The organism is Lactobacillus isalae (assembly GCF_947539375.1).
In the GTDB taxonomy this organism is placed as follows: domain Bacteria; phylum Bacillota; class Bacilli; order Lactobacillales; family Lactobacillaceae; genus Lactobacillus; species Lactobacillus isalae.
Genome location: NZ_OX443569.1, coordinates 159,563 through 185,680, shown reverse-complemented (window position 1 = coordinate 185,680; position 26,118 = coordinate 159,563). Strand labels below are relative to the sequence as shown.

The following is a 26,118-nucleotide window of genomic DNA, read 5'->3' as shown; positions in this document are numbered from 1 at the left end:
CCCCTAACCAAAGCTATTTGCTTTTACGAGCATTTTCTATAGCTTGTTTAACAGCATCTTTAAATGCTCTACTAGTTGTACTTGCACCAGAAACTGAGTCCACATCAACTGAATTATGGTCAAGCATTTCTTTAGTCAATTTTGGTATTGCCTGACCACCTAAATCACCGGATTCTTTTTCTTGAAGTGTTTCGATATTCTTTAAGTTTTGATTTTCATCTAAAGTTACACGAACAACAATTGGAAGATCATTAATTCCCTGATCGCTTGACCCAATTCCTTGATTTTCACCAGCTTCAAAATGCTGCTTAACTTGATGTGCATCACTCTTTAAGTCTTCAGGAACTCTACTTGCGCTAGTAACAGTATCTGGAAGATCTACATTATTCTTTATTTTTGCTGCATTAGTTCCAGCAATTTTTCCTGAAATTAATAAGTCGGCAATTGAATTTGCACCTAAGTATTTTGTAGCAAAAATATCCCCTAATTCTCCGGCTTCATATAAATTAGGAATTACTTTTCCATCAAGTCCAATTACTTCACACTCAGAATTTCTTTGTGCACCACCATGTGTATGTAAAATATTATGGCGTACAGGAATAGCATAATATGGACCTTCTTTTAAAGATCTCATTGTTTGAATTTTTCTGTTCAAAAACATGTCTCGTTTTTTAACATCAGTTAAAAAATTAAAATCTTCAACTGCCTGTTTTAAGTATGGAGCATCAATCTTTTCAGATAATTCTTCAATTGAATCTGCCTTAATTGCATATGAAATCAATTCTTTAATTTGATCTGCCTTAGGTGACTGATCTTTAGAAAGCTGTTCATATTGAGCCTGATCCATAATAATATGGGGATGATTTTGATTAGGAATCATAACCCAATTTCCATGATTGTACTTGTAGCCGTGACGATCTTCTTCATCTTCTCTAAAGTAACGAGTACCATCATCCCCTGCTACAAAAATTGAGCCATTAAATAAGCTCTTCCAATTAATCATGTAAGCAAATTTCTCTCGTGGTTCATTTTGTCTAAGCGATAAGCCATGCGAATCATAATTAGACATATGCCATAACCGTGCACCTGCTTCAATAGCAAGATCAATACCCTTACCACGGTTATACAAAGTACCTATTGGAGCAAGAGAACCTTGACCAAGAAAATCTTGAACCATATCTTGGTTATTTTCAAAACCACCTAGGCTTAAGACAACGCCTCTTTTAGCAGCAACATTTACTTCTTTATTATTTCGCTTAATAACAACTCCAGTTACAACATTAGTATCAGGATCTTGAATCAAGTGTTCAGCGGGTGATTCAAACCAAATATCAATTTTATCTAGCCGATCAAAAACTTGCTTGCGGAGTAATTTCCAAAATCCACCATTGTACATTCCCTTAGTCATACTTTGAGATTGCATTGAAGCTGCATCTTTATATTCTGGATATTCTCCGTTTGGTCTTCTGCCTGTTGGTTGAGCTTCAATTCCAAAGTACTTTTTTGAGTACTCCTTCATCTGCATTACATTCTTAATAAAAGTATCTAAGGCAGCTTCATCATATTTAAATGGATAATACGTTTGCTTGTAATATTCCTTTAACTGATCAAAATTTGATCCCCAAGCAAAAGCACCACCAGCGTATCTAGTATTACCGCCTTCACTTCCTTCAGGAGCAGCATCAATCAAAAGAACTTTTGCATTATTATCAGCAGCAAAACGTGCTGCCCCTGCTCCGGCGCCACCAAATCCAATTACAATTACATCATATGTAGCATCCCAAGATACTTTCGTCTTATATACCATATGCTATTATCCTCACAAACTTGTTTCATCCTTTACACATAGCAATTTATATCTCTTTATAAACTTTTTCTAGTGGGTAATTGTGAATAAAAATCGGTTAGTTAACTCTTTAAAACGGCATAATATCATAGCTTCCTTGTAATTGTGAAAAATGTAACTTATAATTAAAAAAGATTAGTTTATAAAAAATATTTATAAAAGAGATAAGAATATGAATGACAAAGATCTATTATATTTTTGCAAATTAGTTGAAACGCAGAATTATACTCTAACTGCTAATTCATTTAATGTTACACAACCAACAATTTCGATGGCAATCAAGCGACTTCAAAACAGATTTGATGACCCTTTGATTTTTCAAAAAAATCGCAAAAGTAAAATTACACTTTCACCAGCAGGTGAATTACTTTATCAGAAAGCAAAATATCTTTTAAAAGAAATAGCAAGTATCGATTACGACGTTAAACACGCTAATATTAAAAAAATTAGAGTAGCTTTTTCTGGGATTGCTGGTAGTATTTATATTCCCGAAATTATAGAAAAATTTTATAAAGAAGATATTGTTAACCTGTTAGATGCTCGCTTAGAAAGAAGTGCTACCGCATTTAAAGATTTAAATAATGGCGATGTAGACGTTGCTATCTATTCTTGGATGGTACCGATCAACGATCCTGCCTATTTTATCCGTAATTTAGATCGGACTGAGTTAGTTATTATTACCGGTAAAGATGACCCTTGGAAAAATAAAAAAATTATTGATGCCCAAGAACTAAGGAACCGCAAGTTTGTGGCTAGACAAAAAGGTTATCTAACTAGAGAATGTTTGGAAGAAGAGGCAAAGCTCGGCGATTTTACTCCAAACATTTTATACACGGCTCGAACAATGAAACTAATGATCGATTTAGTTAAAAGAAATGTTGGTATTGCTCTAGCAATGGAGAATTCCGTTAAAGATGAAAAAGATCTCCACATAATTCGCTTGCGTTCAGGACAAAAACTCTGGGCATACATGCAAATTGCAATGAGAAAAAGTTTTATTCCTAATAAATATCAAAAACAAGGAATTGATATTCTTCGAAAGTTTCATCTAAATTAAACAAAACCAGCTAAGCACTAAATGCTTAGCTGGTTTTTAATATCCCCAATAATATGTTGAATCGGGATCTTCTGTTTGTTTTAAATACTCATCAAAATATGGAAGCGTATATTGTACTAATCCATACCCAGCTGGAATTATCAACTTTCGTTCAATAGCTTTTCTTCGATATTGGGCTACAAAGACTTTATCTTTTCCTAAAATCTTTACTGCATCTTGAAGTCGTTTATTTCCCTTAACTGCTAATAAATATTTTCGACCCCATTCCGATAAATCAATAAAGATTTTCTGATATGCATTATCAAATAGTTGCAATTTTAGAAATCAAATCATTAATTCTAGTATCTGTATCAAGAAATATTTTAGGGACATCACCAAATGTGGGATTAAAAGGATTATTCACCTTAATGTTTCCTTTCATTTTTAAACTCTTTTAAACTTCTCTATCAAAAAAAGCCTAAATATCTTTATTCAATGCTTAGGCTTTTCACTATAATTATTTTTTTAATCAATAGAAGGAATTGCTCGAGTTTCAGCTAATTTCTTATACCAATATGCACTCTTTTTTGCATAACGCTTCTGCGTCTTAAAATCGACATAGAATAAACCATAACGCTTAGAATAACCGTTTGTCCAAGAAAACATGTCTTGTAGCGACCAGACAAAGTAACCATTAACTGGCATGCCAGCTTCAATTGCCTTAGCAACCTGTTCCATATGCTGTTTTAGATAATCAATTCTTGGAGTATCATCAATAACCTTATCCTCTCCTTCAAACTTATCCTTATAGCCCATTCCATTTTCAGTGATATATATTGAATGAACGAGTGGATAATCATCATAGACGCGCTTTAATTGATCATACATCCCTTGCGGATAAATAATCCAGTCCCAATCAGTTGCTGGTAGATCTTTAGGGTGAACCTCTTCACCAACACCTTTCATACGATTAACGTCCGTCCCCTTTTTACCAGTACCGTTATGAACAATTTCGGTATCGCCATGATATTCTTTCATAAACTTCGAGAAATAATAGTTAACACCAACAAAATCTAATTGTTTTGCAGCTTTAAGAAGTATTTTTTCTTCTTCTGGCTTGATATCAATCATTTGTTGACCATTAGCATCAATAATTTCTTTCACTAAGGCAAGAGTATGCTTAGAATATTTACCAGCTAATGTTCCATCAAGATAAAACTTATTTTCTAAAATATCTTTCAATTCAGCTGCATGTCTATCGCCTTCACTGTCTGTTGCTGGATAAACTGTCTGAAGAGCATGAACAATACCAATTTGACCAGTATAGCCTGCTTCTTTATAAGCATTAACAATGCGTGCATGAACTAAATTCTGATTATATTCAGCTTCAAAGCACTTAGCAAATTGATCCCTATATGCTGGTGGAAAAGTACCACTAACATATTGTTGACCAGCCATTGAAGTTGGTTCATTAATTGTAATCCAGTATCTAACTTCACCTGCATATTCCTTAAAACAAAATTTTGCATATTCAACAAAAGCATCTAACATTTCTTGAGATAACCAACCGCCTTTATCCTGCAAAGCTTGAGGCGTATCAAAATGATGAAGCGTTACAAAAGGTTCAACGCCTTCTTCATGACATTTCTTAAACAACTTATGATAGTATTCCACACCTCTTGGTTCAATCTTTCCTTCGCCTTCTGGAAAAATTCTAGCCCAATCAATTGAAACCCTTATCGCATTAATATGGAACTTTTTACATAATTCCAAGTCTTCTGGATAACGATGATAAAAATCACATGCTGGATCTGGATTAATCGTTCCTTGCTCCCGCAAGTACTTATCCCAGATCACTTCACCTTTACCGTCTTCGTTTGTTGCGCCTTCACATTGGTAGGCAGCGGTTGCTCCACCAAAGTAAAAATCTTTTGGAAATTTAAACTGTTGCATTTGGTACACTTCCTGTTGTATCTTCATCTTTCTTTTCATCATTTTTACCAGCTAAACTGTCAACTACAAACTTAAATGCCTTATCAGGATTTTGAGTTAATTCAATGTATTGCCGTCCTGTAGTTGTGACAAGTTTTGAGCCGTCATGATCAGCAATTTCTTGCAAGTTACCCTTCATACTGTCCATTTGAGGAGCTAAAATAATTAAATCCATATCGTTAATAATATCCATATGCTGTCCATAAGCACGAGCAGCTGCATGAAGTGGTAAGTTACGTTCTTTGGCCATCTTGTTTAATGCTTTGGCTAAAATTCCAGAAGTACCACCACCGGCACAAATAACCATAACGTTGGTATCTTTAGTAATACCATCTTTAGCTTCTTTGTCAGTAGCTGCAAGAGTAGCAGCTGCATCAGCAGTAGAATCACTAACTACGCCAGCAGCTTCTTCTTTAGCGAGCTTAGCTTGTTCTTGTTTGTACAAATCATTGTCGTAGAATTTAAAGAATGGAAGCCAAATTAATGTATCGATAACTAAAGTTAAGATTACATAAACAAATGACAAACCTGCAAAACCAGAAGATACGATAATACCTATTGGAGCTGGTACAGTCCAAGGTAATGTGTTATACAAAGCGTTCATATGAAGAACTTGAACAAAGAATTTATAAGCACAAACATTGAACATTGGTGTTACCAAAAATGGAATGAAGAATACTGGGTTCATAATAATTGGAGCACCGAACAAGATAGGTTCGTTAACTGAGAAACATCCAGGAATAACAGCAGCTTTACCAGCAGCCTTGTTTTGAGCTGATTTAGCTAAAAGTAAGAAGATAAATGGAACTACAAAAGTTGATCCAGTACCACCCATATTCATAATGTAGTCTTGACAGTTAATAGTTAAGGCATGGCTTGCTTGCATTCCTGCATGAACTAATTGTTGGTTTAAGCCAACGTTAGTCGTTTCAATTGCAGCTACAGCTGGTGCAACAATTGAAGGACCTTGTACACCAACGAACCAGAAGAATGCCATCGCACCAGCAACTAATGCCAAACCGCCATAAGTATCACTTGCGTGGAATAATGGTGAAAGAACTTTTACCACACATTCAGATAAGTTAGCACCAAAGAATTGATTTAAGACAATTTGTACCAACCAGAATAATGCTACTGAAAATGTCATTGGAAAAATATCTTTAAACGTTTGAGCAATATTTTGTGGTACTACATCTGGCATTTTAATAGTTACATTATGTTTGATACATTGATAGTAAATATTAGGTACAATCAAACCAACAATGTATGAAGCAATTAATCCCTGCGTACCTAAGTAAGTTAAATCTAATCCATTCTTACCAACTTTTATAGCAATGATAATAAATGAAATTTCAGCAGCTAAGATAACATTCATTGAATTAATTTGGTTTGTCTTAGGTAGCTTTAAGTTCTTATAATCCGTTAAATTCTTTGCACAGGTTGCAGTTACATATAAAGCTAACAATCCCATTGAATAGTTGTAAGGCAAAACCAATGCATTCTCTACTGCCTTAGGCCAATAAAATCCCCATGCGTTTGGTACATAAGCAATCAATGTAAACAAACTTGAAAACAAAATAATTGGCATAGCAGCAATAAAACCGTCACGAATTGCTGAAACATATGGATTAGCAGCTATCTTTTCAAACTTAGGCTTCATCTTATCCATTGTTTTGGTAAAACCATTCATCTTTTCTTCCTCCTCTTTCACAAATTTTTAAAAACTATTTGTTTTTAATCACTTTATTCAATACTTTTTCCTTCGAGCTTATTTACTCGTTCATAAAGATTAATAATTGTCTTCATCTGGTCCTTCAAAAGCATTGTAGTCATCAATGTATCTTGACCGTGAACCATAATGAAGGTCACATCCATATCATCTCCTCCAGCTTCTTTACTCAAAAGCTTAGTTTGTTCATTGTGAGCTAAGTTGATTGATTCTTCCGCCTTCTTAACAAGTTCTTTTGCTTCAGTAATCTTTCCTTCACTAGCTTTATCCATTGCCTGCATTAAGTAAGTTCTTGCATCACCTGAATATGCAACAATTGAAAAACCAGTCATTGAAATTTCTTCTTTAGTAATTTGATTTTCTGCGTCCATTTTTCTTCTCCTTAGATCAATCTCTGAATATGAATTGTTAAATATGTTTGTTCACTTAACGATAACTTTATTTCTAATTTTTCCTGCATTAATTCTTTTATTCTCTGAACTATTCTCCAAGCTTCTGAATAACTGGCTTCTATTTCTCCAATCATTCCCTCGGAAATTGGTAAACTATCTGGTTCATGATTATGAAGTCGATCAATAAAGTATTTCAAATGAACTAATAATCTATCGTAATCATTAGCATTCTTTTTCGTTCGATATATTCCATTCCTCTCTAGTTCTTTTTGAACAACCTCAATAATTTCATCATTTTCTGTCTGACTCTTTTCTTCTTTAACGCTTCCACTAGTATGAGCATTGATAAAATGAAGAGCGATACTCTTATGTTCTGATTCTGGGAAAGAAATATCTAAACCATTTTGAAATCCCTTAATTACATCATCTGCAATTTGATAAGCAACTGGATAGTTATCACTTAAATCTGGTAAATAATTAACATTATCCTCACCATTGATTAGACGCTGATACGCACCAAACAAGTGCGTTGTCAACGTTACATAAATATAAGGCTCAGCAGCAAAATTATATTTAGCCTGAACTTGATCAATTAAGTCATAACTAGTAGTTACAAAATCTAGCGGAACATTGGATAATAACGTAGTTAAATCATTAACCGTATTTTTATCTTTTATTTCAAATACCTTATCTACACTTTCTTCTTGAATTAGATCTCCTTTTTGTTTTTGAAAAGCAATCCCCCTTCCCATAACAATGTTTTGTTTACCTTCTCCGGTATGAACAATGGCAACATTGTTGTTTAATATTTGTATGATTCTATATTCCATACCTTATTCCTCCCAGAGAAAACAAAAAACCGCGAAATTTCAATACAGAGTACAGGCAGTTATTCTGTATCAAAAGTTCGCGGTTTTGCCTAATCGTATTAGTTACAATCCACATTTATTTTTGCTTACATATGTATAATAGCATTCAATCCCATTAATGTAAACGCTTTTATTAGTAATATTTTATTAAATTATCATGTATATATAAAAGAGACTGTTTTCTAGCAGTCTCTTTTTATGTGCGGTTTTTATAAAAATATAAATATTATTTTTTTAATTTCTTTTTTCTAAAAGTTTCTACTTTCTATTTTTTTACGTCTAACGGTCTACCCTTCCAGTCATAATACTTACGGCTGAGACGATTCTTCTTGTTATCAAATACTACTAAGCGATAAAGAGCATAGATAGTGCCAATCATTGCAAAGCCTTCAATAAAAATATTTTTAAAGAAAAGTTGTGGAATATTAATAGCAATTACAAATATTGTCCAATATAATACTCGCTTACGTCGTGCTTCTTCTTCGCGACTAACTTTCTTAGTTTTCATCATAATCATCTCTACCGTTTCTAAACAATACTTTTAATTATGCTTCTTTAGCAGCTGCAGCATATTTAGCATTACGCTTCTTCATTTCTGTTGAGTACCACCAGAAAATTAAAACATAAGCTGCAATTGCCAAAATTGCGTAAACAATAAACATGCCTTGTTGTTTCCAAGCATTACCTACCAAGTAGCCTAAGAACTTTTCGATAGGACCTTCCATAGTAGTATCTGATACTAATGCGTGGGCAGGGATGTTAGCACCAACTTGGTGAGCTACTTGAGTTACAAATGGAGCAACTAAAGTACCTGCCCAAAGGAAGATTGGTAGTTCAATCGTACCAATGATAATCATTCTAATGATCTTACCACGAGTTACGACTAGTAAGGCTGGAGTAACACCCATGGCGATAATACCACCTAAAGGCATTAATCTGTTGCCTGGAATAACCATAGCTTCAATCATCATAATTGGAGCTAAAACATTGGCAGCTGCCCAAATTTCTGCACGTCCAGCGATGAATGGCCAGTCAAGACCAACATTGAATGTACGTCCCTTGAATTTTGAAGTAGCAAAGTTTGAAATACCTTGTGATAATGGTTCAACAGAAGCAATGAACCAAGAACCAATAACTGAGAACAATTCAATACATGCACCGGCTGTAAAGGAAAGAGTAAACATTGTCTTCCAACCTTGTTCAGTTGTGAAGTTATAGCCAGCAAGTAATGAAACAAAGATACCTAAGTAAACACCAATTGCGAAACGACTGCCCCAGAAACCAATTTTTTCATTTAATTTAGCTGAGTCAAAGTCGTATTTATCAAGCCATGGTAAACATTTATCAAAGAACTTATTGAAGACCATGATTACTGGATTCATCATGTAGTTCATGTGAGTAGTAGTCATTGGGTTGCTTGATGGAGCATCTAGCAAGTCGTCAAAGGTTGGCTTCATTAAGTCTGAGTTGACGATCTTTAAGTAACCAATAAGTAAAATTAATAAAGTTGCTAACCATAGTGGTGCTCCGCAGAATACTGCGAATAAACCAACGAAAGCTGAGTGCCAAACATCAAAGATATCAACATCTAGTGTGTTAGTTCTCTTGAAAATCAACATTAAAACATTCAAGATGATTAAAACTAACAAGAAGTACAAAGTATATGGTGAACCCCACGTAATAGTAGCAAGTGGCGCCCATCCCATATCCATAATATCTTTGTGCATACCAGTATTCTTAACGAATTGGTTCATCGCTGGTGCAAAACTGGTAGTCAGCAAATTCATAATATCGCCGATCGCTGTTAAGGCAATGGCTAACTTCATACCACCTTCAAGCGCCTTACTAAATTTAACTCTGAAACACAGAGCAATGATAGTAAGAACAACCAACATGATTGTCGGCGCTCCCATATCAATTAAAGGCTTAAAGATAGCATTCGCAAAATCAATTATCGCGTTCATTTTCTATTCCCCCAGGAATAATTGCTATTCGTTTTCTACCTTCTTAACTACCTCTTCAACCTTGTCATAGACTGGCTGAGCCATTGCTGGAATTCTGTAAAGAATTGGACCTGCTTCAATTAAAGGAATTTTAGGTTCAAATGCTAGATCCGTTTTAGCAATAGTCAAGTATGCATCATAATGGTTAAGCATGTCCTCATTTACATCTTTAATCATTACTGCATCAACATGAACATTGTGACCGCGTTTTTTCATTTCTTCTTCAACAGCATCTTTAATTTGGTGTGAAGAGTTAACTCCTGCACCACAAGCAGCTAATAATTTAACTTCCTTTGCCATAATAAATACCTCCCAAAAAACATATTTCCTATTCTTGCTTAAAATTCTCACTCATAAAATCAAATATTTCTTTAGTTGAAGTGAGATTAAACAGCCTAATTAAATCTTCAACTGGCGTTGTGGATAAGAACCCCATAATCTGTGCCAATACATTTGCTTGCCCTTCTGGATCATTGTTTAGAATCATAAACAAAAATTTCACTTCTAAACTTTCATCTGGAGCAATCATGTTTTGAAACTTGATTGGATCTTTCAAAGCGATTGGAACAATCAAGCGAGCATTTACAAATTCACCTTCTGTATGAGGAATTGCGACATTTGGCAACTCTTTAGAAATTGGCGATGTGTCAATTCCAGTTGGATAATGCTCTTCTCTTTCAATAATATGCGAAAGGAAATTTCCTTTTACATAGCCAGCTTTTAATAATTTGCCATAGACTTCTTCTAAGACTTCTTCCTTACTTGTCTTGTCGCTGGTATAAACTGCGTCAGGAGCAAATAAACTAGTTGCCACTGTCATATGAACCACCTTTCCAGTATCTGTAAATGAACTTTTTTGCTTTTGTTTTTATGTGTTAGTTTTTGTTCATTTACTACACCATCATCATATAATATTGTTCGATAAATTACAAGCGCTTTCATAAATAATTTTTAACTTATTTTAGCATAAAGAAAATGGAGCATATAATCATATGCTCCATAAGTTTCTATTACTAAAAATTGAGGGAAATTTATAAATATTGTAGTTTATTGCTATTTCATTTTATTCGTCAAGGGGCGTAGTTTTAATTACATCCCCACTTAAACCGACTTGATAACCTTGTGCAATTTTATCCTTTCGAGAAGGATGGACAACTTGAAATTTTCCACGTTTAACTACTCGTGGATTCAAGCTTTTAACGCCTTGAGGGAGAACAGCGTTAGTTCCATGAATTACAGCAACAATTACCTTATAGCCTTTTTTAGTTATCTGAATCGGTGCATAGTGCAGAGTATCATTATAGAGTTCTACAATTGTACCTTTTGGCATATAAAACATTCTAGCTTCAGTATTCGGATCAACAAAATGCTTCTCTTCTAAAGTCTCACGTTTTCCAAGCACCATTAACACATCATCAAGCATAATGTTCACTTCTGAACATTGGTGATATTCAAATGCTGTAAAGATATCGGAATGCCCTAAGGTAACACCAGCGTCAATTGGAATTTCGCCGAAAATATCACGCTTAACAGCAAGCATGGTATAAGTATCAGCTAGTTCAGGAATATTAGCGATATACTTCATGCCAGTCTCAGGAATTGGGACATTTTCCATTACTTTATAAACATCATCTAAGTTAAAGTCATTAGTATATAGTACACCGTACTCTTTAAATGATGGATCGTCTAAAGTTAAGATCTTATATTGGGGATTTGCTTTCCTAAATTCTTCTAATTTACTCATATTATTACCCCATTCTAGCTAATCGTGGTAAACACCTTCAGCCCACTTCTTGTTTTCTTCATCAAAGAAGTGTTCGTTATCTTTTTGATCAGGATTTGGTTTAGCAATGTTATCAATCTTTTCAATTAACTTCTTATTTTCTTCAGTTGGTTGATACTTTTCATTCAAAAATGCATCAGCAATGTAGAAAATAAAGTCTCTTCCTAAAACAATTCCGCCCATGCCTAAAACATTAGCATTCAATTCACGCTTAGCATACTTTGCTTGCACAACATCGCCAACCATTGCTGCACGAATGCCTTCGTTCTTATCAGCTGCAGTTGAAATACCGATACCAGTACCACACATTACAATACCAACATCAGCTCTACCATCAGCAACTGCTTCAGCAACACGCTTACCATACATTGGATAGTGAGTTCTAGTGTTGTCATAAGTACCAAAGTCTAACACTTGGTAGCCTTCTTCTTTTAAGTGGTCAGACAATGCCATCTTAATTGGTGTAACAATATGGTCATTTCCCAATGCAACAACAGTATGCTTATCAAGCTTTGGGTCTACAAATTCTGGTTGTGGTCTATCATTATCAAACATTCTAAAGCCTCCTCTAAATCATCTTTTCAAGCATGTCTAAGCGAACTTGGTGACGTCCACCTGCATATTCAGTATGCAAGTAGTAATCAATGATTGATTCGGCAAGTTTTTCACCAACAACACCGCTACCAATTGCCAAGGCTTTAGCACCATTGTGCATCGCAGTCATATGACCCGTTCTTTCTTCGTTAACATCAGCAGTTACCATGCCTTTTACTTTATTTGATGCCATTGCTGATCCAACACCATATTCATCAAACATGATGGCCTTTTTAATACCATGGTCCAAAACTTCATGCGTAACTTTTAAGCTAGATTCAACAAAATCCTCAGCTGGTTCTGGTGTTACATCTAATACTTCATAACCACCATCTTCTAGGTACTTTTTTACTTTTTCTTTTAATTCAAACCCATTCTTATCACTACCAATAACAACTTTCATGTTGTTCTCCTTTCGCTATTCACTACCCTGATACAAAGTCGTGATTTGGCTATAATGCTTTACAATATCCGGATCAAGTCCAGGACTGGTGATTAAGCCATCAACATCATATAAGTGATAAAACTCATAAAAGTCATTACGGTTAATTTTGTGATAATCAGCCACAACATACTTTTTACGTGAGCGATTCAATCCCAATCCTTGCGTTTGTCCTTCTTCTAAGTTAGCAGTCATCATCGAGGTGTCCTTAATTCCGTTTACGCCTACAAAGCCACGATCAAAAGATATTCCTCTTAACTGATTATTTGCTAATGCCCCAATGAAGGCACCACTAACTCGACGATATGATCCACCAATTAAAATTAGTTCATAATTGTTCGAATTCTTTTTAGCAGCTTCAAATACCGGCAAAGAATTAGTAACAATCCGCAAATTTTTTTGATTCAATTTAGCAACCATAAATTCTAAAGTCGTTCCTGGTCCAACATATATCGTCTCGCCATCTTGAACAATTTTACTTGCTATTTCAGCAGCTGCTTGCTTTTCAGAAATGTTAATTTCTCTCTTTTGCATATAATTCTTTTCAACTGAATCTTGTTGAGAAATTACCTGTGCTCCTCCATGAATTCGCATTACCTTTCCAGTAGTGTTTAATTCATTTAGATCCCGTCTAATTGTCATATCTGAAACTTGCAGTGCCTTAGCTAATTCATCAACAGTTACAAATTTTCTATCAGTTACAATTTCTAAAATATTTCTTAATCGTTCTCTCTTTAGCATTATTCACCTTAATTCTATTTGGCTAACTAACTCATTACATCTTTATTATATATGTTCATTTGTGTTTGTCAAAGTTAATTTATGTTCATTATTAATTTAGATAGTCAAATAGCCTTTCTAAGCCGTATTATAGCAACGATATCGCTTACATACGAAATATTTAAAAATTTTTATGAACTTTTAAATTAACAAGTTAGAACAGCTAGAATTTTATACTTGACTTTTTTCCTATAACTTAGTTAAATAAAAAAGAAATACAAGTGATGACCTTTAATTTAGTCCCGTGAGGCTATCAAGGAAATCTGCGCGTAAACTATTTTGGCATAGTTTTAAACAGAAACGACTATCTTAAAGGAATTCTTTAGATAGTCGTTTTTTCTTTAGGTCATCCAAATGTCGTTTTCAAGGAGGAAAAAATGAAAAAGATGCCTAAAGACACATTTCATAATGATGATGCGATCTTAGACGTTTATGAAAAACCTGAACTTGGACAAGGAATTTTGCTTTCAATGCAGCACTTGTTTGCCATGTTTGGTTCAACCGTTTTAGTTCCAATTTTAGTCGGAATCAATCCAAGTATTGCCTTGCTTTCATCTGGTGTAGGTACATTAGTCCACATGCTTCTTACCCACTTCAAAATTCCAGCATACTTAGGTTCAAGTTTTGCCTTTGTTGCTACTATGCAAGCCTTAATGAGACAAGATGGCTATCCAGCAATTGCTCAAGGTGCGATTGCTGCTGGTCTTGTATATGTAATTGTAGCCTTAGTCATTGCAAAAGTTGGTTCTGATTGGGTTAACAAAGTTTTGCCACCAATTGTAGTTGGTCCAATTATTATCGTAATTGGTTTATCTCTAGCAACTACTGCCGCTAACGACGCCATGATGAAAGGCACTAAGTACAACTTAACTTACTTTGGAGTTGCAATTTTCACATTAGTTATGACGTTAATTTTCCAAATGTGCTTCAAAGGTTTTACCAGTTTAGTTTCAATTATGCTTGGAATTGTCTGTGGTTATGCCTTATCTTGCGTCTTAGGAATTGTTGACTTCTCTGGTGTAGCAAAAGCTGCTTGGTTCTCCATGCCTGCTTTAGATGTACCCGGAATCAGCTACCACTTTAAATGGTACCCAGCTGCGATCTTAACTATGGCTCCAATTGCCTTTGTTACTATGACTGAGCACATGGGACACATTATGGTTCTTAACTCCCTAACTAAGAGAAACTTTTTCAAGAATCCTGGTCTTCACAGAACTATGATGGGTGATGGTCTTTCAACAATTATTGCTGGTTTCATTGGTGGTCCACCTACCACTTCCTATGGTGAAAATATCGGTGTATTGGCAATGACTAAAGTACACTCAGTTTGGGTATTAGCCGGCGCTGCTGTTTTTGCAATTGTTTTCAGCTTTGTTGGTAAGGTCGCTGCGGTTATCGAATCAATTCCAATGCCAGTTATTGGTGGTATTTCTTTCTTATTATTCGGAACTATCGCATCTAACGGACTCAAGATCTTAGTTGATGACAAGATTGACTTTGGTGAAAAACGTAATATGTTAATTGCCTCAGTTATCCTAGTTATCGGGATTGGTGGTGCTTACCTTCAACTTGGTAATTTCCAATTAACTTCAGTTGCTTTATGTACAATCTTCGGTATGTTAATGAACTGGATCTTACCTAAGAAAGCAGCTAGTGAAAAAGCATTAGAAGCAGAAAAGAAAGAAAAAGAGCAAAAATACTTTAATTAGCTGAATATATGTAAAAGCTAGAATCCGTATAATGTGAATTCTAGCTTTTTTAGTAGTTCTTTAATTGATGGGATTTTACCAAAACTAGGATTAATAGGATTATTCATCTTTACACCTAATATCTAACTAATTTTTATATATCTCTGTATATCTTGCTTTATTATTGCTTTAAAATAAAAATAATATAAAAAATACGAGGAGGAAATAAAAATGATTAAATTAATTGCCTTGGATACAGACGGTACACTTTTAAATTCTAAAAATAAAATTCTCCCCTCTACTAAAGCTGCAATAAAAAAAGCTTTAGATCAGGGAATCAAAGTTGTTCTTTGCTCTGGTCGACCAATCGCTGGTCTTGCACACTTCATGAAAGAACTTGGAATTGAAGGCAGTGATCAATACGCTGTCACTTTAAACGGTGCAATTACGAGAAATGCAGACGGCAAAATAATGACACAAGATCTAGTTAATAATGAACTTTACCGCAAACTAACTAAATTTGCTAAGGAGCAAAAAGTTCCTTTTAATATTGTTGATCCAGATTCAAGAATTATTACTGCTGATCGTGACGTAGACTACTTTGAATTACTACAAGCCTGGGAAAATACTGCTCCAATGTTCATTAGAACCCCTGATGAAATGCCTAATGATTTTCAGATTTCTAAAGGATGTTTTGTCGGCGATAAAGATCTTCTTGATCAAGTTGAGCCAGTATTAAGAGCAAAGTTCAGCCACGAATTATATATCGTTCGTGCAGATGACCATTTCTTAGAATGCTTACATCCTAATGTAAACAAAGGAAGTGGTTTAAAAGAATTAGGCGAAAAGATTGGCATCAGTACTGATGAAATGATTGCATTTGGGGATGAAAGGAATGACATTTCAATGTTTGATGTTGTAGGAACTGCTGTTGCAATGGGCAACGGAAGCAAAGAAGCAAAAGATCATGCAGATTTTGTTACTGCGTCAAACGATGATGACGGTATTGCTAAGGCTTTAAATAAGTTTGTTTTTTAACAAAAAAATCGATCCTTCAATCAGAAAGATCGATTAATTATTTTACCAATATTGATTAGTTAAGGTCTTAACCTTTTGCTTAGCAATTAAGTAGTACCCAACTGCTGCAATTGACCAGCCCCATACAATATGGCCGAAGAATTCAGAAAAGTGTTCTGCAAATGGCATTTGCCAAGGTGCTGGTGTAGTACCAAGAACTGGCATGATAATTAGATGCCATGCGACCCAAATAATAATTCCATATAATGCACCTTCCCAAAGGCCAGCCCATGCAGTTTTCTTAAATTGAACCATATAAATCAATAACCAAGCAAAGAAAATTGAAAAGCTAAAGTGCAAAATTAATGCAACCCAGAAAACCTTTTGATCAGTATTATAAATTACATAAGCATGAGTGAACTTATAAGAAGCACCAATTTGCTGCAACATATGTTGTGGCGGATTAACAAGGTCACGAGCTAAAGTTCTCGGCGGTAAGATCTTCTCCCAACCAATCTTAACCATTCCAGAAATCATCCCAGCAATAATACCAAACCAGACGCTCTTTAAAAAGACGCGCCAACCATTTGAACTTTTATTCATAGTTTTCCCCTCTTTTATGAATTACATAACTAATTATAAAAAATAAGTTCAATTTTTCAACACATCCTTAAATATATTATTGCTAGAAACATGTAACTAAAGGAGATTATTAAATGACAAAACTAATTGCCGTAGATATGGACGGTACTTTTCTCAGAGACGATAAAAGTTATGACAAAGAAAAATTTGCTGAAATCTATCAGGAATTAAAAAAAAGAAACATTAAGTTCACGGTTGCAAGTGGTAATCAATACTATCAAATTATTTCTTTCTTTAAGGATTTTCCTGATATGGTTTACGTTGCAGAAAATGGAGCTTTAGTTAGAACCGAGGAAAAAATTTTATCATTGCACTTTTTCCCAAAAGAAACAGTTAAAAAGGTCGAAGAATTTCTTTTAAATCAAGCTGAATTACAATTTTTGGTATCAGGAGCAGAAAGTGCCTACTTCCCAGTTCAATTCACCGACGATTATTACAAAATTTCTACTAAGTACTACTACCGCTTAAAGAAAATACATGACTTTAGTGAAATCGATGATAAAGTTCTGAAGTTTTCTATCTCCTGCCCCGATGAAAAAACAGATTATTATGTTGATTTTCTAAAGAAGAATCTTGGTGATTGCTGCAATGTAACAAGTAGTGGTCATGGTGATATTGATCTTATCTTACCTGGAATCCACAAGGCACATGGCTTGGCAGAATTAGGTGAAGTACTTGAAATTCCTCTTTCTGAAATGACTGCTTTCGGTGACGGCGGGAATGATTTAGAAATGGTTAAAGAAGTTGGCGATGGCGTGGCTATGTCAAATGCAGATCCAGCGTTACTAAAAATCGCAGATCATACAACAACCTCAAACAATGAACAAGGTGTTCTCACCTACATTAAAAATAATATTCTCTAGTAAAAGGCATTTCTTTATATTCAGGTAATATAATTTGTAAAGTGTTATCAGTGATTAGTTTATCTTCTGTATCCCAAACTAGATAACTTAATAATTGAAATGCATATGCATAACCAGCTGTCATTCTAACAATTACAGTATTTAACTGTTTAGTTCTATCTAAAAATATTTTTGGGACATCACCAAATGTTGGATTAAATGGGTTCAATTTTCTCACCTCATTGCTTTCAGTACTTTTATACTGTTTTATACTCTTTTATACTTTTTCATAAAAAACAGCCACTCAATAATTGAGTGACTGCAAATATTATTTTTCAATTCTAAAGCGATAAAAGCCTAAACTCATTTGCTTCAAAGTCTTAGCAAAATCCTTTTTGTCAAAATGATTTTGATCAACTAAAGCTTCAAATTCACCATCTGCGTCAACTAACATCTGATGAGTTCTACGCCATCCATTCTTTTGATAAAAACGCAGACGGCTAACACGTTGATGATAATTCTCGGCATCAGGATCAAGTGGCTCAATATCTAATACAATCTGTTGCTCTGGACATTTTTCCTCAAGCATATGTAAAATCTTACTTCCATAACCATTGCCCCGTAATTCCGGTTCAACAGCTAAGTAGGCTAGATAAACAGTATTGTCACTAATGTAGTAACAAACCATCCCGCAAAATACTTCTCCATCATAAACAGCATTAAGTTGGAGTTTCTTTCGCAAGCTCATTAATACCATTGAGATCCATGAGAATCTTTCCCATTCTGGAAAAGCACTATAATATAAATCTTTAACTTTATGATAATTCGTAGAGCCCCATCGGGCGGGTTGTTCGTCTAAAATAAGAATCCTTCTCTTTTCTAATAAATAATTTACTTCTCTAATTAAAAAATACTTTTATCTAAAAAGCAAATTTCTAATGCTATACAAAATAGGGACAAGCTAATCTGCTCGTCCCTATTGCTTTTAATAATTAAATTTTTTCTCGTCTAAATCAACTTATACTTCTTAAGTAACTCTTCAACGTAGGTTCCCTTAACTTTCTTCAAGCCTTCTTTAACCATCAATTTTTCAGGTAAAGACAAATCAAGCTCAGTTAACTTCTTTCTGTCGTTCAAGTAATACATTGCATTCATTAACATTCTCACATCAAAAGCAGATGCAAATACTTCAGGAACACCGCGATCTACATTAAGCAAAGTATAAACAGCTTCCATAGCAGTACGTACTGAATATTCAGTAGTAAAGACAGTATCTCTTTCAGTTTCAGCAAAATTACCGATAAAAGCTAAGTTCTTAGACTTGTCTGGTACTACTTTTGGACGATCGCCTAATGCACGTGGCATGAAGTAAGAAGTAATATATGGCATATGATTTGGAATTGTAGTTGCATCAATTGCCATCTTTTTAATTTCTGATTCAGGAACTCCCATGTGATAAAGCCATTCTTCACAAAGTTCAATACCATCACATTCAGGCATTGTCTTTTTGACATAGTTACCCTTAGTATTTGAATACAAGCCATATAGCCATACAATTAATTCATTTGGCTTTTGCTTATGGAACTGCGGCTGACGACTAATTGAATAACCCAATAGCCAATTAGAGTCCTTAATCGTTGTTGGTCCACTAGTTACAATTGAACCAGAATGTGGATCCTTCTTATTAACCTTTTCAATATAAGGCACAATATCATCATTAGTGAAAGTAACTGTAGCAGAAATTACCCAGTTAGCGTCAGGAATATTTTCACAGAATTTTTCTGGATGACCGAAGTCCTCATCTTGAGCTGCTAAATTCTTCCATAATTGCCAACTTGGTCCAAGCTCATGTTTCTGTTCCGCTGGGTGGGTATTATCGCCATATGTTGTACTTTCAGTAATTGAGCCATTAGTTACGAAAACTAAGTCATTAGGGGTTAACTTAATAACTTTTTGTTCGCCCTTTTCAGTCATCTTAATCTCAGTAGCTACTTTTTCATCCTCAGTTCGGTTAACAATAATATTATCTACAATTGTATCGTAATGGAATTTTACTCCATGCTTCTTTAAGTAACTAATCAAAGGCATAATTAAATCTTCGTATTGATTGTACTTGGTAAAGCGAAGTGATGAAAGATTCTTCAAAGTTGCTACATGTTGTACAAACCGCATTAAGTAACGACGCATTTCCATTGCACTTGCCCAAGGCATAAATGCGAACATCGTTTGCCAATAAAGCCAGAAGTTTGACTTAAAGAATTCATCATCAAAGACTTCATTAATCTTCTTATCTTGTAAATCTTTTTCTGGTGTCATTACTAAGTTCAAAATTTCCTTAACAGCCTTTGGTGAAAGAAGTAAATCACCGTCAGTTGGTAATTCTTGACCTCGATTTTCAATGACACGGGTCTTTGAGTAACATGGATCTTTTCTATTTTCACGATAAAACTCGTCTAAGACACTTTGATCAGGATAATCCAGTGATGGAATAGATCTAAATAAGTCCCACAAAGTTTCAAAATGTGGTTCCATTTCACGGCCACCACGCATTACATAAGCTTGATCAGCCACGTTATAAATGGCGTCCATACTACCACCAGGAAGAGCCAATTCTTCAAGAATATGAATCTTATCGCCCTCCATATGACCATCACGAATCAAGAAAACAGCAGCCGCTAAAGCAGCTAATCCTGATCCGACAATATAAGCTGATTTATTATCTACATTTTTTGGCTTTTCTGCATTGATAAAAGCTTCATAATTTCCGTTGCTATAATGCATAAGACACACTTCTTTCAATAATCGTTACACTTGTAACCATTTATACTTTATATCATAATGATAGCGCCTACATTTGTCAAACTTGTTTTTTTGAGAGAAGATAGACAATTATGAATAAGAAAAGTCTCAAAACTCAACATCAAATCGAAAATGCACTATTTTCACTATTAAAAAAGCATCCCTATAATTCACTCAGCATTTCTCAAATAGCTAAACAGGCTAACGTATCCAGGATGGCTTTTTATCGCAACTATGAACAAAAAGATCAGATCTTAATTACTTTTTTACGTGATCAATATCAAAAATTTATTGATGATTTATCAGACCACAAGCTAACTAGCTTTGAAGATCAATTAGCAGTCTATTTTAAATTTTTCAAAGATCATCCTGACCTAATGAAATTATTCCTTAATGCAGGTTTAGAGGGTGAACTGCTTAATCAACAAACTAATTTTTTAAAGGAATTAATTAATTATTCCCACCCTAATTTAAATCTTCCACCGTATGCGATTAGCTATCAATCTGGTGGTATTTATATGCTTTTAGTTTGGTGGGTTGGCCATGATTATCAAAAACCAGTTAGTGAACTACTTTCTTATATTGAAAGTCATATTGTGCTTAATAGTTAATATAAAAAATCAGATCTTAATTTATATTTACTCTTAAGATCTGATTTTTTATAATCTTATTTATTTATTTCTTTTGTTTAAACATCCATGGAAATAAATCTTTCTCATGATATGCGAGTTTCCAAGAATTATGCGGATTATTACCTAACATTCCTGCATTATAAATAGTTTCTCTAATATTTTTATTACCCGCCTTTTTTATCACTTTTACAGTGTGTCGAGTACCATCAGGATTCACTACATTATCATCAGCTGCAGCAAATGCCCAAATTGGCATATCTTTTAATGCGTTCGCTTCATTCTCAGTCGGTTCCATATAGCGTCCTTTACCTGGGGCTTCTAAAAAATATTTTTCATCATTATAAATATAGCCACAACATGGAGCAATTGCCGCAAACATATCTGGATTTTTTTCTGCAAAATGCCAAGTACCTGCTCCACCATTAGATAAACCTAGTAAATATACTCTCTTTTGATCTATATTCTCTATCTTAATTAGATAATTAATCAAATCCAACAGTGTTTCACGTACACCCTTTCTAAACCAACCATTTAATTCCTTTCTCCAGGTGGCTTGGGGTGCTACTACAACTGCATCTTCATGACTTTTCACATATCTAACAATTTGTTCAGTAACATCATTTCCCCATAGTGGATATCGATCTCCATAGCCTCTTTCACCAGATCCATGAAGAAATACTACCATCGGTCGTTTCTTAGATTTGCTTTGACTCGTATATAAATAATAGGATAATGTTTCTTTTCCATGATAGAAATTCGTTGCAAATTTTTCTGCTATCGGATCTTCTTTAAACCTTGAAACAATATTATCGTCTAAATTATCAATATGAACTGATATTTCTGGTAATACAAAATGATCTTGAAAATTTGTACCAAAATGTATTGTAGCTAATTTATCATTTTGACCAAAATAAAATTTATTTTTCGAAATCTTCTTAACTTCAACTTTTTCACCATGAATAGTAAACTTCACATTGTTTAAATCAATTTTTCTATCTGAATTAAGACTTGCACTCGTTACATAATCCCCATCTGGCAATACTTCTCTTTGAAATTCAACTTTAATAGTCATTATCTTACACTCTCCAATCTTTTAATTGTTTTCTTTGCAATATTAATTGATAAGATAATTGCCATTCCAGCTAATACATAAAGTATTACGTTCAACGTTAATGGGAAACTATATGAATGTGACATATCAAAGAATAAACCATCAACACTAACAGCAGCTGCACTGGATACCGAACCAACCATAGAGATAATTGAAAGAATATTTGAATAATCTTTACTACCAAATTGTTTTCTAATGAAATAAGGTAATGAAACTAACATAATACCTTGTCCCAGACCTAAGATAAAACCTGAACTAATTAAAAGCACATTACTTCTCATCATTAATAGGCCACCCCAACCTATAACACCAAATAAGGTGTAAATAGCGATCACAATAGAATTATTAAACTTATCTAGAAAATAACCAATTGAAATCTTACCGGCTGCTGCTCCAAGCATCACACCAGAAACCACAGTAGCACCTACTGTTAAAGGCAACCCTATATTTACAATATGCGCAGAAATATGTTGTACAAAACCTGCAATAAATTGAAGAGAAATCATTGCAAAAACTAAGCAATAGAACATCGGTGTTCTTAAAGCTTGAATTAGTGTCAAGCCTTTATTGTTGTTTTCACTACTCTTATCAACTTGTTGGTCCTCATATCCATAAGCAGGATGTTTCTCGTCAGGCTGACCTTTAATCGTTAAACAAAGTGGTACTAAAATTATTAAAACTAATATTCCTTCTAATAGAAGACCATTTCTCCAACCTAAAGATGTAATAGCTGCACCAATTATTGGATTAAATACAGTACCTCCAAATGCTGAAACACCCAGCGCAATCCCCATTACGGTACCATATTTCTTCTTAAACCAATTCCCCAGTAATACTGGTGTAGCAAGTCCTAATGCAAATGGCTGAGCAATACCTATTATTGACCAAGCAATATAGAACATTGTAATTGATTGTGCCCTATTTAATAGAATTAAGCCTAATCCCATAATTGAAAAACAGGTTGTCAATAACCACTTAAGATTGACCTTAGACATTAATTTACCTGCAAACAATAACGTAATGGCTTGCGCAACATTTTGAAAAGTAGTCATTAAAGCTACCTCTGCCCGTCCAGTATGAAAAGCTGTACCTATTGGTGCATAAAATAAGCCTACCGTATTAATAATCAAACCAAAACCAATAAAATTAATTAAGGCACATACTATAAACATCCACCAAGCGTACTTTGTAGATTTTTTCGCCATAATATTTTTCTCCTCGCTTTTTCTGCATTTCATTTATGAATACGCTTACATAATAATAAAAAACGAGCCTTTCTGTAATTCTTATCTTATCTACAATATGGCATCTATTATCTCATTTATTTTTAATATCTTTTTTTAACTCTGAGGCAGTTTGTCCGTATAATCTTTTAAATGTCCTATTCATCGTCTTTACACCAGAAAAGCCATTTAAAGAAGATAAATCTGTCAAATTATATTTTCCACCTAACATTTGCGAATGTGCATTTTGAGCTCTAACGTTATTGATATATTCGTTAACAGTAATTTCCATCTCCTGCTTAAAGAACCTAGCTAAATAGTTTTTAGATACGTTGCACTTTCTAGCTAGCAAGTCTAAATGAAGATCTTCTGTATAATGGTTATTAACATACTGCGTTATAAATTGTAATCTATTTACAATATACGCCTTTTTACTATTTTTCATCTTACTTGGCATATCTACAGTAAACTTTGTTAATAAAATCAATAGAATTTGATCTGCGAGTTTTTGCATAATAATAAACTTAAATTCATCATCTGATTCTGCCATAGCGATAAATTGGTTTAGCAGGCCCTGCAATTTTGCATAATATAGTCTTTGTTCTGCATTAAACATGGAAGGATCATTAAGTTGAATAACTTTGTTTACAATATTAGGATAGAGTCTTCTTATTGTATTAAAAGGGAAAATGATTCCTAGAGCTGTATGATATTTTTGAATTCTATTTGAAGATCCGTGTATAACTTGAGAATTAACTATTAATATACGTCCAGCCTTAGTTCTATAATGTGTTCCTGCTATATGAAAATCGTCAATCTTTCCTGTCTGGGTATAGCTTAACTCAATGCCACTATGCCAATGTGGGGCAACATATGTCTGCGTATTTTGATTAACAAATAAGCAATACCAAAATGAAAGAGGATCTGTTGGTATAACTATTTCGTGTAAATTTTGTCTAATATTATAATCCATGACTATAACCTTTTTTGGTAAATATTATCCTTTTTACTAAAACTTTTGATATTATCTGCACATATTTTACTATATAGTGCAAAATAAAAAACATTCTCAAATTTCGACTTAGGCCAAAACTTTTAAAGAATGCTTTTATCTTTTTTCAATTAATTATCTTTATAGCCACATTTAGAAATAAAATAATTAGCTAACTCTTTTTGTTAAAAATAAAATTCAAAACAATCGCAATTAGGAGCAACCCAGTAGCACACCACATAATTTCTTGCAGTCCTAAATGAAAAATATTTCTCATTGTTGGCAATAACCTTTGTGGCAAACTCTTAGCGGAACTGGCATCACTCAATTTATTAAGCATACTCATCGTAATCCCTGAATTTTCAGCTACACCTTTAGCTAGCCGCATATTCATAATAACGCCATAAACAGCTGCCATTACAGTTTGAGCCAAGATTCTGATTAAATAAGAAAGCGATGTTGCTGGTGCCATATTCTTCTCACTAGCATCAACTTGCACTTTAATTTGAAGCAAAACGAAAATAAATCCTACACCAAAACCAGAAAAAGTTCCGATAATAGAAAGCCACCAAATATTAGTATTTTGAGGAGCAAGTGCCAAGCCTAATGATGAAATCAAAATACAAATTAATCCCATTGAAAGCAATGTTCGATTGTTAAAATGAGCTTTCAGAGGATTTACTACTAAAGTTCCCACTACATCAACTAACGAGTTGGGAATTAAAGTCATTCCACCAATCAATGCAGTTGTTCCAAGCAAACCTTGTGCCCACATTGGTAAATATGTATTGATTGCTAAAAATGCACCCCAGCTAAAAATAAAAAGTAAAAAGTCTCCAACTAAAGCTCGATTTTTAAACATACTAATTGGAACTACAGGATTTGGATGCCCCTCTTCATGCATAAAGAACAAGATTAATAATACTAAGCCTGCAACAATTAAACTTGCAACAATCCAAGCTTTAGTTAAGCCAAGCAATTGAATCCCTAATAAAAGTGATGTTAATCCTGCAATGATTAGAAATGAACCAAGTACATCAAACTTCGGAGTTTCTCTAATTTTTCCTTCATGATAATAGACTAGTGATAACAAGATCGCTAATAAGCCGATCGGAATATTAATATAAAAGACCCAATGCCAGGAAAGAGAATCTACTAAATAACCACCTACTAGTGGTCCTACAATCGCTGCCACACTAAAAGCAGCACCCAAATATCCTAGAATTTTGGTTCTTGCCTTAATATTATCAAAAATAAAGCCGGCCATAATATAGGGAAGTGATCCCATTCCCCCAGCACCGATGCCCATTAAAGCACGTGCTAAAAGAAAGAAATACATATTATCAGCCAAGCCCTGAAAGAGCGAGCCTAAAACAAAAAAGAGTAGCGACAGCTCAAAGGTGGTTTTATTACCAATTTTTTCACCAACTTTAGTCCAAATCGGAGTTGAAACGGACATTCCTAAGAGCATAATTGCAATAATCCACCCCATAAATTGAATTCCATGTAAGTCTGCAATAATGGCGGGAATTGCTGTATTAATAATCGTACTATCTAACCCTGCCATTACATTAGCCAATACCATGGCAAACGTTACCATCGTTACTTGCTTTTTTGTCATATCTACACCTACTTTTCTAAAAAATAAAAAGCCCCAATTATTTCGCAATAATCAAGGCTAATAATCTATTTAAAATATACTTGCTC

General features: G+C 34.2%; 27 protein-coding genes. 5 read left to right on the top strand and 22 right to left on the bottom strand.

What is annotated here, in order from left to right; translation table 11 throughout:
* Positions 1-13 precede the first annotated feature (13 nt).
* A complete protein-coding gene (locus QM512_RS00890; RefSeq protein ID WP_282805681.1) occupies positions 14-1,807 on the bottom strand; it encodes an FAD-binding protein in 1,794 nt (597 codons plus the stop codon).
* A 211-nt stretch (positions 1,808-2,018) separates the two neighbouring features.
* On the opposite strand from QM512_RS00890, the gene QM512_RS00885 reads away from it, so the two are divergent.
* Complete coding sequence (locus tag QM512_RS00885) at positions 2,019-2,903, top strand: LysR family transcriptional regulator (protein ID WP_282805680.1); 885 nt, start codon at positions 2,019-2,021, stop codon at positions 2,901-2,903.
* A 36-nt stretch (positions 2,904-2,939) separates the two neighbouring features.
* On the opposite strand, the gene QM512_RS00880 is transcribed toward QM512_RS00885, so the two are convergent.
* From QM512_RS00880 to QM512_RS00820, 13 genes are all read right to left on the bottom strand, one after another.
* Positions 2,940-3,218 carry a hypothetical protein gene (locus tag QM512_RS00880; RefSeq protein WP_282805679.1) on the bottom strand — a complete coding sequence of 93 codons (279 nt, stop codon included), beginning with the start codon at positions 3,216-3,218 and terminating at the stop codon, positions 2,940-2,942.
* A 189-nt stretch (positions 3,219-3,407) separates the two neighbouring features.
* Complete coding sequence (gene lacG, locus QM512_RS00875) at positions 3,408-4,835, bottom strand: 6-phospho-beta-galactosidase (RefSeq protein WP_282805678.1); 1,428 nt, start codon at positions 4,833-4,835, stop codon at positions 3,408-3,410.
* The gene (locus QM512_RS00870; protein WP_282805677.1) at positions 4,822-6,564 is read right to left on the bottom strand and encodes a PTS lactose transporter subunit IIBC; all 1,743 of its coding nucleotides are present in this window, start codon (positions 6,562-6,564) and stop codon (positions 4,822-4,824) included. The genes lacG and QM512_RS00870 overlap by 14 nt, the downstream gene beginning before the upstream one ends.
* A 53-nt stretch (positions 6,565-6,617) precedes the next feature.
* Positions 6,618-6,974 (bottom strand): PTS lactose/cellobiose transporter subunit IIA, encoded by a 357-nt coding sequence (locus QM512_RS00865; protein WP_282805676.1) that lies wholly within the window; start codon positions 6,972-6,974, stop codon positions 6,618-6,620.
* An 11-nt stretch (positions 6,975-6,985) separates the two neighbouring features.
* Positions 6,986-7,825: a PRD domain-containing protein gene (locus QM512_RS00860; protein ID WP_282805675.1), complete on the bottom strand. Its 840-nt coding sequence runs from the start codon at positions 7,823-7,825 to the stop codon at positions 6,986-6,988.
* 304 nt (positions 7,826-8,129) lie between these two features.
* Positions 8,130-8,381: a hypothetical protein gene (locus QM512_RS00855; protein ID WP_282805674.1), complete on the bottom strand. Its 252-nt coding sequence runs from the start codon at positions 8,379-8,381 to the stop codon at positions 8,130-8,132.
* 28 nt (positions 8,382-8,409) lie between these two features.
* Entirely contained in the window at positions 8,410-9,828 is a 1,419-nt protein-coding gene (locus tag QM512_RS00850) for a PTS transporter subunit IIC (protein ID WP_188884840.1), read from the bottom strand.
* A 24-nt stretch (positions 9,829-9,852) separates the two neighbouring features.
* Positions 9,853-10,167 (bottom strand): PTS sugar transporter subunit IIB, encoded by a 315-nt coding sequence (locus tag QM512_RS00845; RefSeq protein WP_020806868.1) that lies wholly within the window; start codon positions 10,165-10,167, stop codon positions 9,853-9,855.
* A 28-nt stretch (positions 10,168-10,195) separates the two neighbouring features.
* Complete coding sequence (locus QM512_RS00840) at positions 10,196-10,687, bottom strand: PTS sugar transporter subunit IIA (protein WP_282805673.1); 492 nt, start codon at positions 10,685-10,687, stop codon at positions 10,196-10,198.
* 243 nt (positions 10,688-10,930) lie between these two features.
* The gene (locus QM512_RS00835; RefSeq protein ID WP_282805672.1) at positions 10,931-11,611 is read right to left on the bottom strand and encodes a DUF4867 family protein; all 681 of its coding nucleotides are present in this window, start codon (positions 11,609-11,611) and stop codon (positions 10,931-10,933) included.
* 18 nt (positions 11,612-11,629) lie between these two features.
* Positions 11,630-12,205, bottom strand: coding sequence for a galactose-6-phosphate isomerase subunit LacB (gene lacB, locus QM512_RS00830; RefSeq protein WP_282805671.1), 576 nt, complete (start codon positions 12,203-12,205; stop codon positions 11,630-11,632).
* Between the two features lie 13 nt (positions 12,206-12,218).
* The gene (gene lacA / locus QM512_RS00825) at positions 12,219-12,647 is read right to left on the bottom strand and encodes a galactose-6-phosphate isomerase subunit LacA (protein WP_282805670.1); all 429 of its coding nucleotides are present in this window, start codon (positions 12,645-12,647) and stop codon (positions 12,219-12,221) included.
* A 15-nt stretch (positions 12,648-12,662) separates the two neighbouring features.
* A complete protein-coding gene (locus QM512_RS00820) occupies positions 12,663-13,427 on the bottom strand; it encodes a DeoR/GlpR family DNA-binding transcription regulator (RefSeq protein WP_282805669.1) in 765 nt (254 codons plus the stop codon).
* A gap of 416 nt (positions 13,428-13,843) precedes the next feature.
* On the opposite strand from QM512_RS00820, the gene QM512_RS00815 reads away from it, so the two are divergent.
* Both QM512_RS00815 and QM512_RS00810 read left to right on the top strand, forming a co-directional pair.
* Positions 13,844-15,175 (top strand): solute carrier family 23 protein, encoded by a 1,332-nt coding sequence (locus QM512_RS00815; RefSeq protein ID WP_282805668.1) that lies wholly within the window; start codon positions 13,844-13,846, stop codon positions 15,173-15,175.
* A gap of 210 nt (positions 15,176-15,385) precedes the next feature.
* Positions 15,386-16,192, top strand: coding sequence for a Cof-type HAD-IIB family hydrolase (locus QM512_RS00810; protein WP_282805667.1), 807 nt, complete (start codon positions 15,386-15,388; stop codon positions 16,190-16,192).
* A gap of 42 nt (positions 16,193-16,234) precedes the next feature.
* Here the strand turns inward: QM512_RS00810 and QM512_RS00805 are convergent, their stop codons facing one another.
* Positions 16,235-16,774, bottom strand: coding sequence for a YagU family protein (locus tag QM512_RS00805; RefSeq protein WP_282805666.1), 540 nt, complete (start codon positions 16,772-16,774; stop codon positions 16,235-16,237).
* 113 nt (positions 16,775-16,887) lie between these two features.
* Between QM512_RS00805 and QM512_RS00800 the strand changes: the two genes are divergently transcribed.
* Positions 16,888-17,676, top strand: a complete 789-nt coding sequence (locus QM512_RS00800; RefSeq protein WP_282805665.1) for a Cof-type HAD-IIB family hydrolase — start codon at positions 16,888-16,890, stop codon at positions 17,674-17,676.
* On the opposite strand, the gene QM512_RS00795 is transcribed toward QM512_RS00800, so the two are convergent.
* The 3 genes from QM512_RS00795 to QM512_RS00785 form a co-directional block, all read right to left on the bottom strand.
* Positions 17,657-17,884, bottom strand: a complete 228-nt coding sequence (locus QM512_RS00795; protein WP_282805664.1) for a hypothetical protein — start codon at positions 17,882-17,884, stop codon at positions 17,657-17,659. The genes QM512_RS00800 and QM512_RS00795 overlap by 20 nt on opposite strands.
* Positions 17,885-17,983: 99 nt before the next feature.
* Complete coding sequence (locus QM512_RS00790) at positions 17,984-18,412, bottom strand: GNAT family N-acetyltransferase (RefSeq protein ID WP_282805663.1); 429 nt, start codon at positions 18,410-18,412, stop codon at positions 17,984-17,986.
* 251 nt (positions 18,413-18,663) lie between these two features.
* Entirely contained in the window at positions 18,664-20,436 is a 1,773-nt protein-coding gene (locus QM512_RS00785) for an oleate hydratase (protein WP_282805662.1), read from the bottom strand.
* 110 nt (positions 20,437-20,546) lie between these two features.
* Here QM512_RS00785 and QM512_RS00780 point away from each other — a divergent pair, with 110 nt between their 5' ends.
* On the top strand, positions 20,547-21,065 hold the full coding sequence (locus QM512_RS00780) for a TetR/AcrR family transcriptional regulator (RefSeq protein ID WP_282805661.1): 519 nt from the start codon (positions 20,547-20,549) through the stop codon (positions 21,063-21,065).
* 64 nt (positions 21,066-21,129) lie between these two features.
* Here QM512_RS00780 and QM512_RS00775 read toward each other — a convergent pair whose 3' ends face one another.
* The 4 genes from QM512_RS00775 to QM512_RS00760 all read right to left on the bottom strand — a co-directional run bounded on the left by QM512_RS00775 (position 21,130) and on the right by QM512_RS00760 (position 26,032).
* Positions 21,130-22,158 carry a carboxylesterase family protein gene (locus QM512_RS00775; protein ID WP_282805660.1) on the bottom strand — a complete coding sequence of 343 codons (1,029 nt, stop codon included), beginning with the start codon at positions 22,156-22,158 and terminating at the stop codon, positions 21,130-21,132.
* Positions 22,158-23,402 carry an MFS transporter gene (locus tag QM512_RS00770; protein ID WP_282805659.1) on the bottom strand — a complete coding sequence of 415 codons (1,245 nt, stop codon included), beginning with the start codon at positions 23,400-23,402 and terminating at the stop codon, positions 22,158-22,160. Before QM512_RS00770 ends, QM512_RS00775 begins: the two co-directional genes overlap by 1 nt.
* Positions 23,403-23,514: 112 nt before the next feature.
* Positions 23,515-24,393, bottom strand: coding sequence for an AraC family transcriptional regulator (locus QM512_RS00765; protein ID WP_282805658.1), 879 nt, complete (start codon positions 24,391-24,393; stop codon positions 23,515-23,517).
* Positions 24,394-24,583: 190 nt separating this feature from the next.
* Positions 24,584-26,032, bottom strand: coding sequence for an MFS transporter (locus QM512_RS00760; RefSeq protein WP_282805657.1), 1,449 nt, complete (start codon positions 26,030-26,032; stop codon positions 24,584-24,586).
* Between the last annotated feature and the right edge of the window lie 86 nt (positions 26,033-26,118).

Excerpts from the sequence above, each read along its gene's own strand:
- QM512_RS00855 (WP_282805674.1), bottom strand. The coding sequence starts at position 8,381 with ATGATTATGATGAAAACTAAGAAAGTTAGTCGCGAAGAAGAAGCACGA.
- lacG (WP_282805678.1), bottom strand. The coding sequence starts at position 4,835 with ATGCAACAGTTTAAATTTCCAAAAGATTTTTACTTTGGTGGAGCAACC.
- lacB (WP_282805671.1), bottom strand. The coding sequence starts at position 12,205 with ATGTTTGATAATGATAGACCACAACCAGAATTTGTAGACCCAAAGCTT.
- QM512_RS00870 (WP_282805677.1), bottom strand. The coding sequence starts at position 6,564 with ATGAATGGTTTTACCAAAACAATGGATAAGATGAAGCCTAAGTTTGAA.
- QM512_RS00840 (WP_282805673.1), bottom strand. The coding sequence starts at position 10,687 with ATGACAGTGGCAACTAGTTTATTTGCTCCTGACGCAGTTTATACCAGC.
- QM512_RS00760 (WP_282805657.1), bottom strand. The coding sequence starts at position 26,032 with ATGACAAAAAAGCAAGTAACGATGGTAACGTTTGCCATGGTATTGGCT.
- QM512_RS00890 (WP_282805681.1), bottom strand. The coding sequence starts at position 1,807 with ATGGTATATAAGACGAAAGTATCTTGGGATGCTACATATGATGTAATT.
- QM512_RS00885 (WP_282805680.1), top strand. The coding sequence starts at position 2,019 with ATGAATGACAAAGATCTATTATATTTTTGCAAATTAGTTGAAACGCAG.
- QM512_RS00845 (WP_020806868.1), bottom strand. The coding sequence starts at position 10,167 with ATGGCAAAGGAAGTTAAATTATTAGCTGCTTGTGGTGCAGGAGTTAAC.
- lacA (WP_282805670.1), bottom strand. The coding sequence starts at position 12,647 with ATGAAAGTTGTTATTGGTAGTGATAAGAATGGGTTTGAATTAAAAGAA.
- QM512_RS00770 (WP_282805659.1), bottom strand. The coding sequence starts at position 23,402 with ATGGCGAAAAAATCTACAAAGTACGCTTGGTGGATGTTTATAGTATGT.
- QM512_RS00805 (WP_282805666.1), bottom strand. The coding sequence starts at position 16,774 with ATGAATAAAAGTTCAAATGGTTGGCGCGTCTTTTTAAAGAGCGTCTGG.
- QM512_RS00780 (WP_282805661.1), top strand. The coding sequence starts at position 20,547 with ATGAATAAGAAAAGTCTCAAAACTCAACATCAAATCGAAAATGCACTA.
- QM512_RS00865 (WP_282805676.1), bottom strand. The coding sequence starts at position 6,974 with ATGGACGCAGAAAATCAAATTACTAAAGAAGAAATTTCAATGACTGGT.
- QM512_RS00815 (WP_282805668.1), top strand. The coding sequence starts at position 13,844 with ATGAAAAAGATGCCTAAAGACACATTTCATAATGATGATGCGATCTTA.
- QM512_RS00790 (WP_282805663.1), bottom strand. The coding sequence starts at position 18,412 with ATGGTATTAATGAGCTTGCGAAAGAAACTCCAACTTAATGCTGTTTAT.
- QM512_RS00850 (WP_188884840.1), bottom strand. The coding sequence starts at position 9,828 with ATGAACGCGATAATTGATTTTGCGAATGCTATCTTTAAGCCTTTAATT.
- QM512_RS00810 (WP_282805667.1), top strand. The coding sequence starts at position 15,386 with ATGATTAAATTAATTGCCTTGGATACAGACGGTACACTTTTAAATTCT.
- QM512_RS00765 (WP_282805658.1), bottom strand. The coding sequence starts at position 24,393 with ATGGATTATAATATTAGACAAAATTTACACGAAATAGTTATACCAACA.
- QM512_RS00775 (WP_282805660.1), bottom strand. The coding sequence starts at position 22,158 with ATGACTATTAAAGTTGAATTTCAAAGAGAAGTATTGCCAGATGGGGAT.
- QM512_RS00800 (WP_282805665.1), top strand. The coding sequence starts at position 16,888 with ATGACAAAACTAATTGCCGTAGATATGGACGGTACTTTTCTCAGAGAC.
- QM512_RS00835 (WP_282805672.1), bottom strand. The coding sequence starts at position 11,611 with ATGAGTAAATTAGAAGAATTTAGGAAAGCAAATCCCCAATATAAGATC.
- QM512_RS00860 (WP_282805675.1), bottom strand. The coding sequence starts at position 7,825 with ATGGAATATAGAATCATACAAATATTAAACAACAATGTTGCCATTGTT.
- QM512_RS00785 (WP_282805662.1), bottom strand. The coding sequence starts at position 20,436 with ATGCATTATAGCAACGGAAATTATGAAGCTTTTATCAATGCAGAAAAG.
- QM512_RS00820 (WP_282805669.1), bottom strand. The coding sequence starts at position 13,427 with ATGCTAAAGAGAGAACGATTAAGAAATATTTTAGAAATTGTAACTGAT.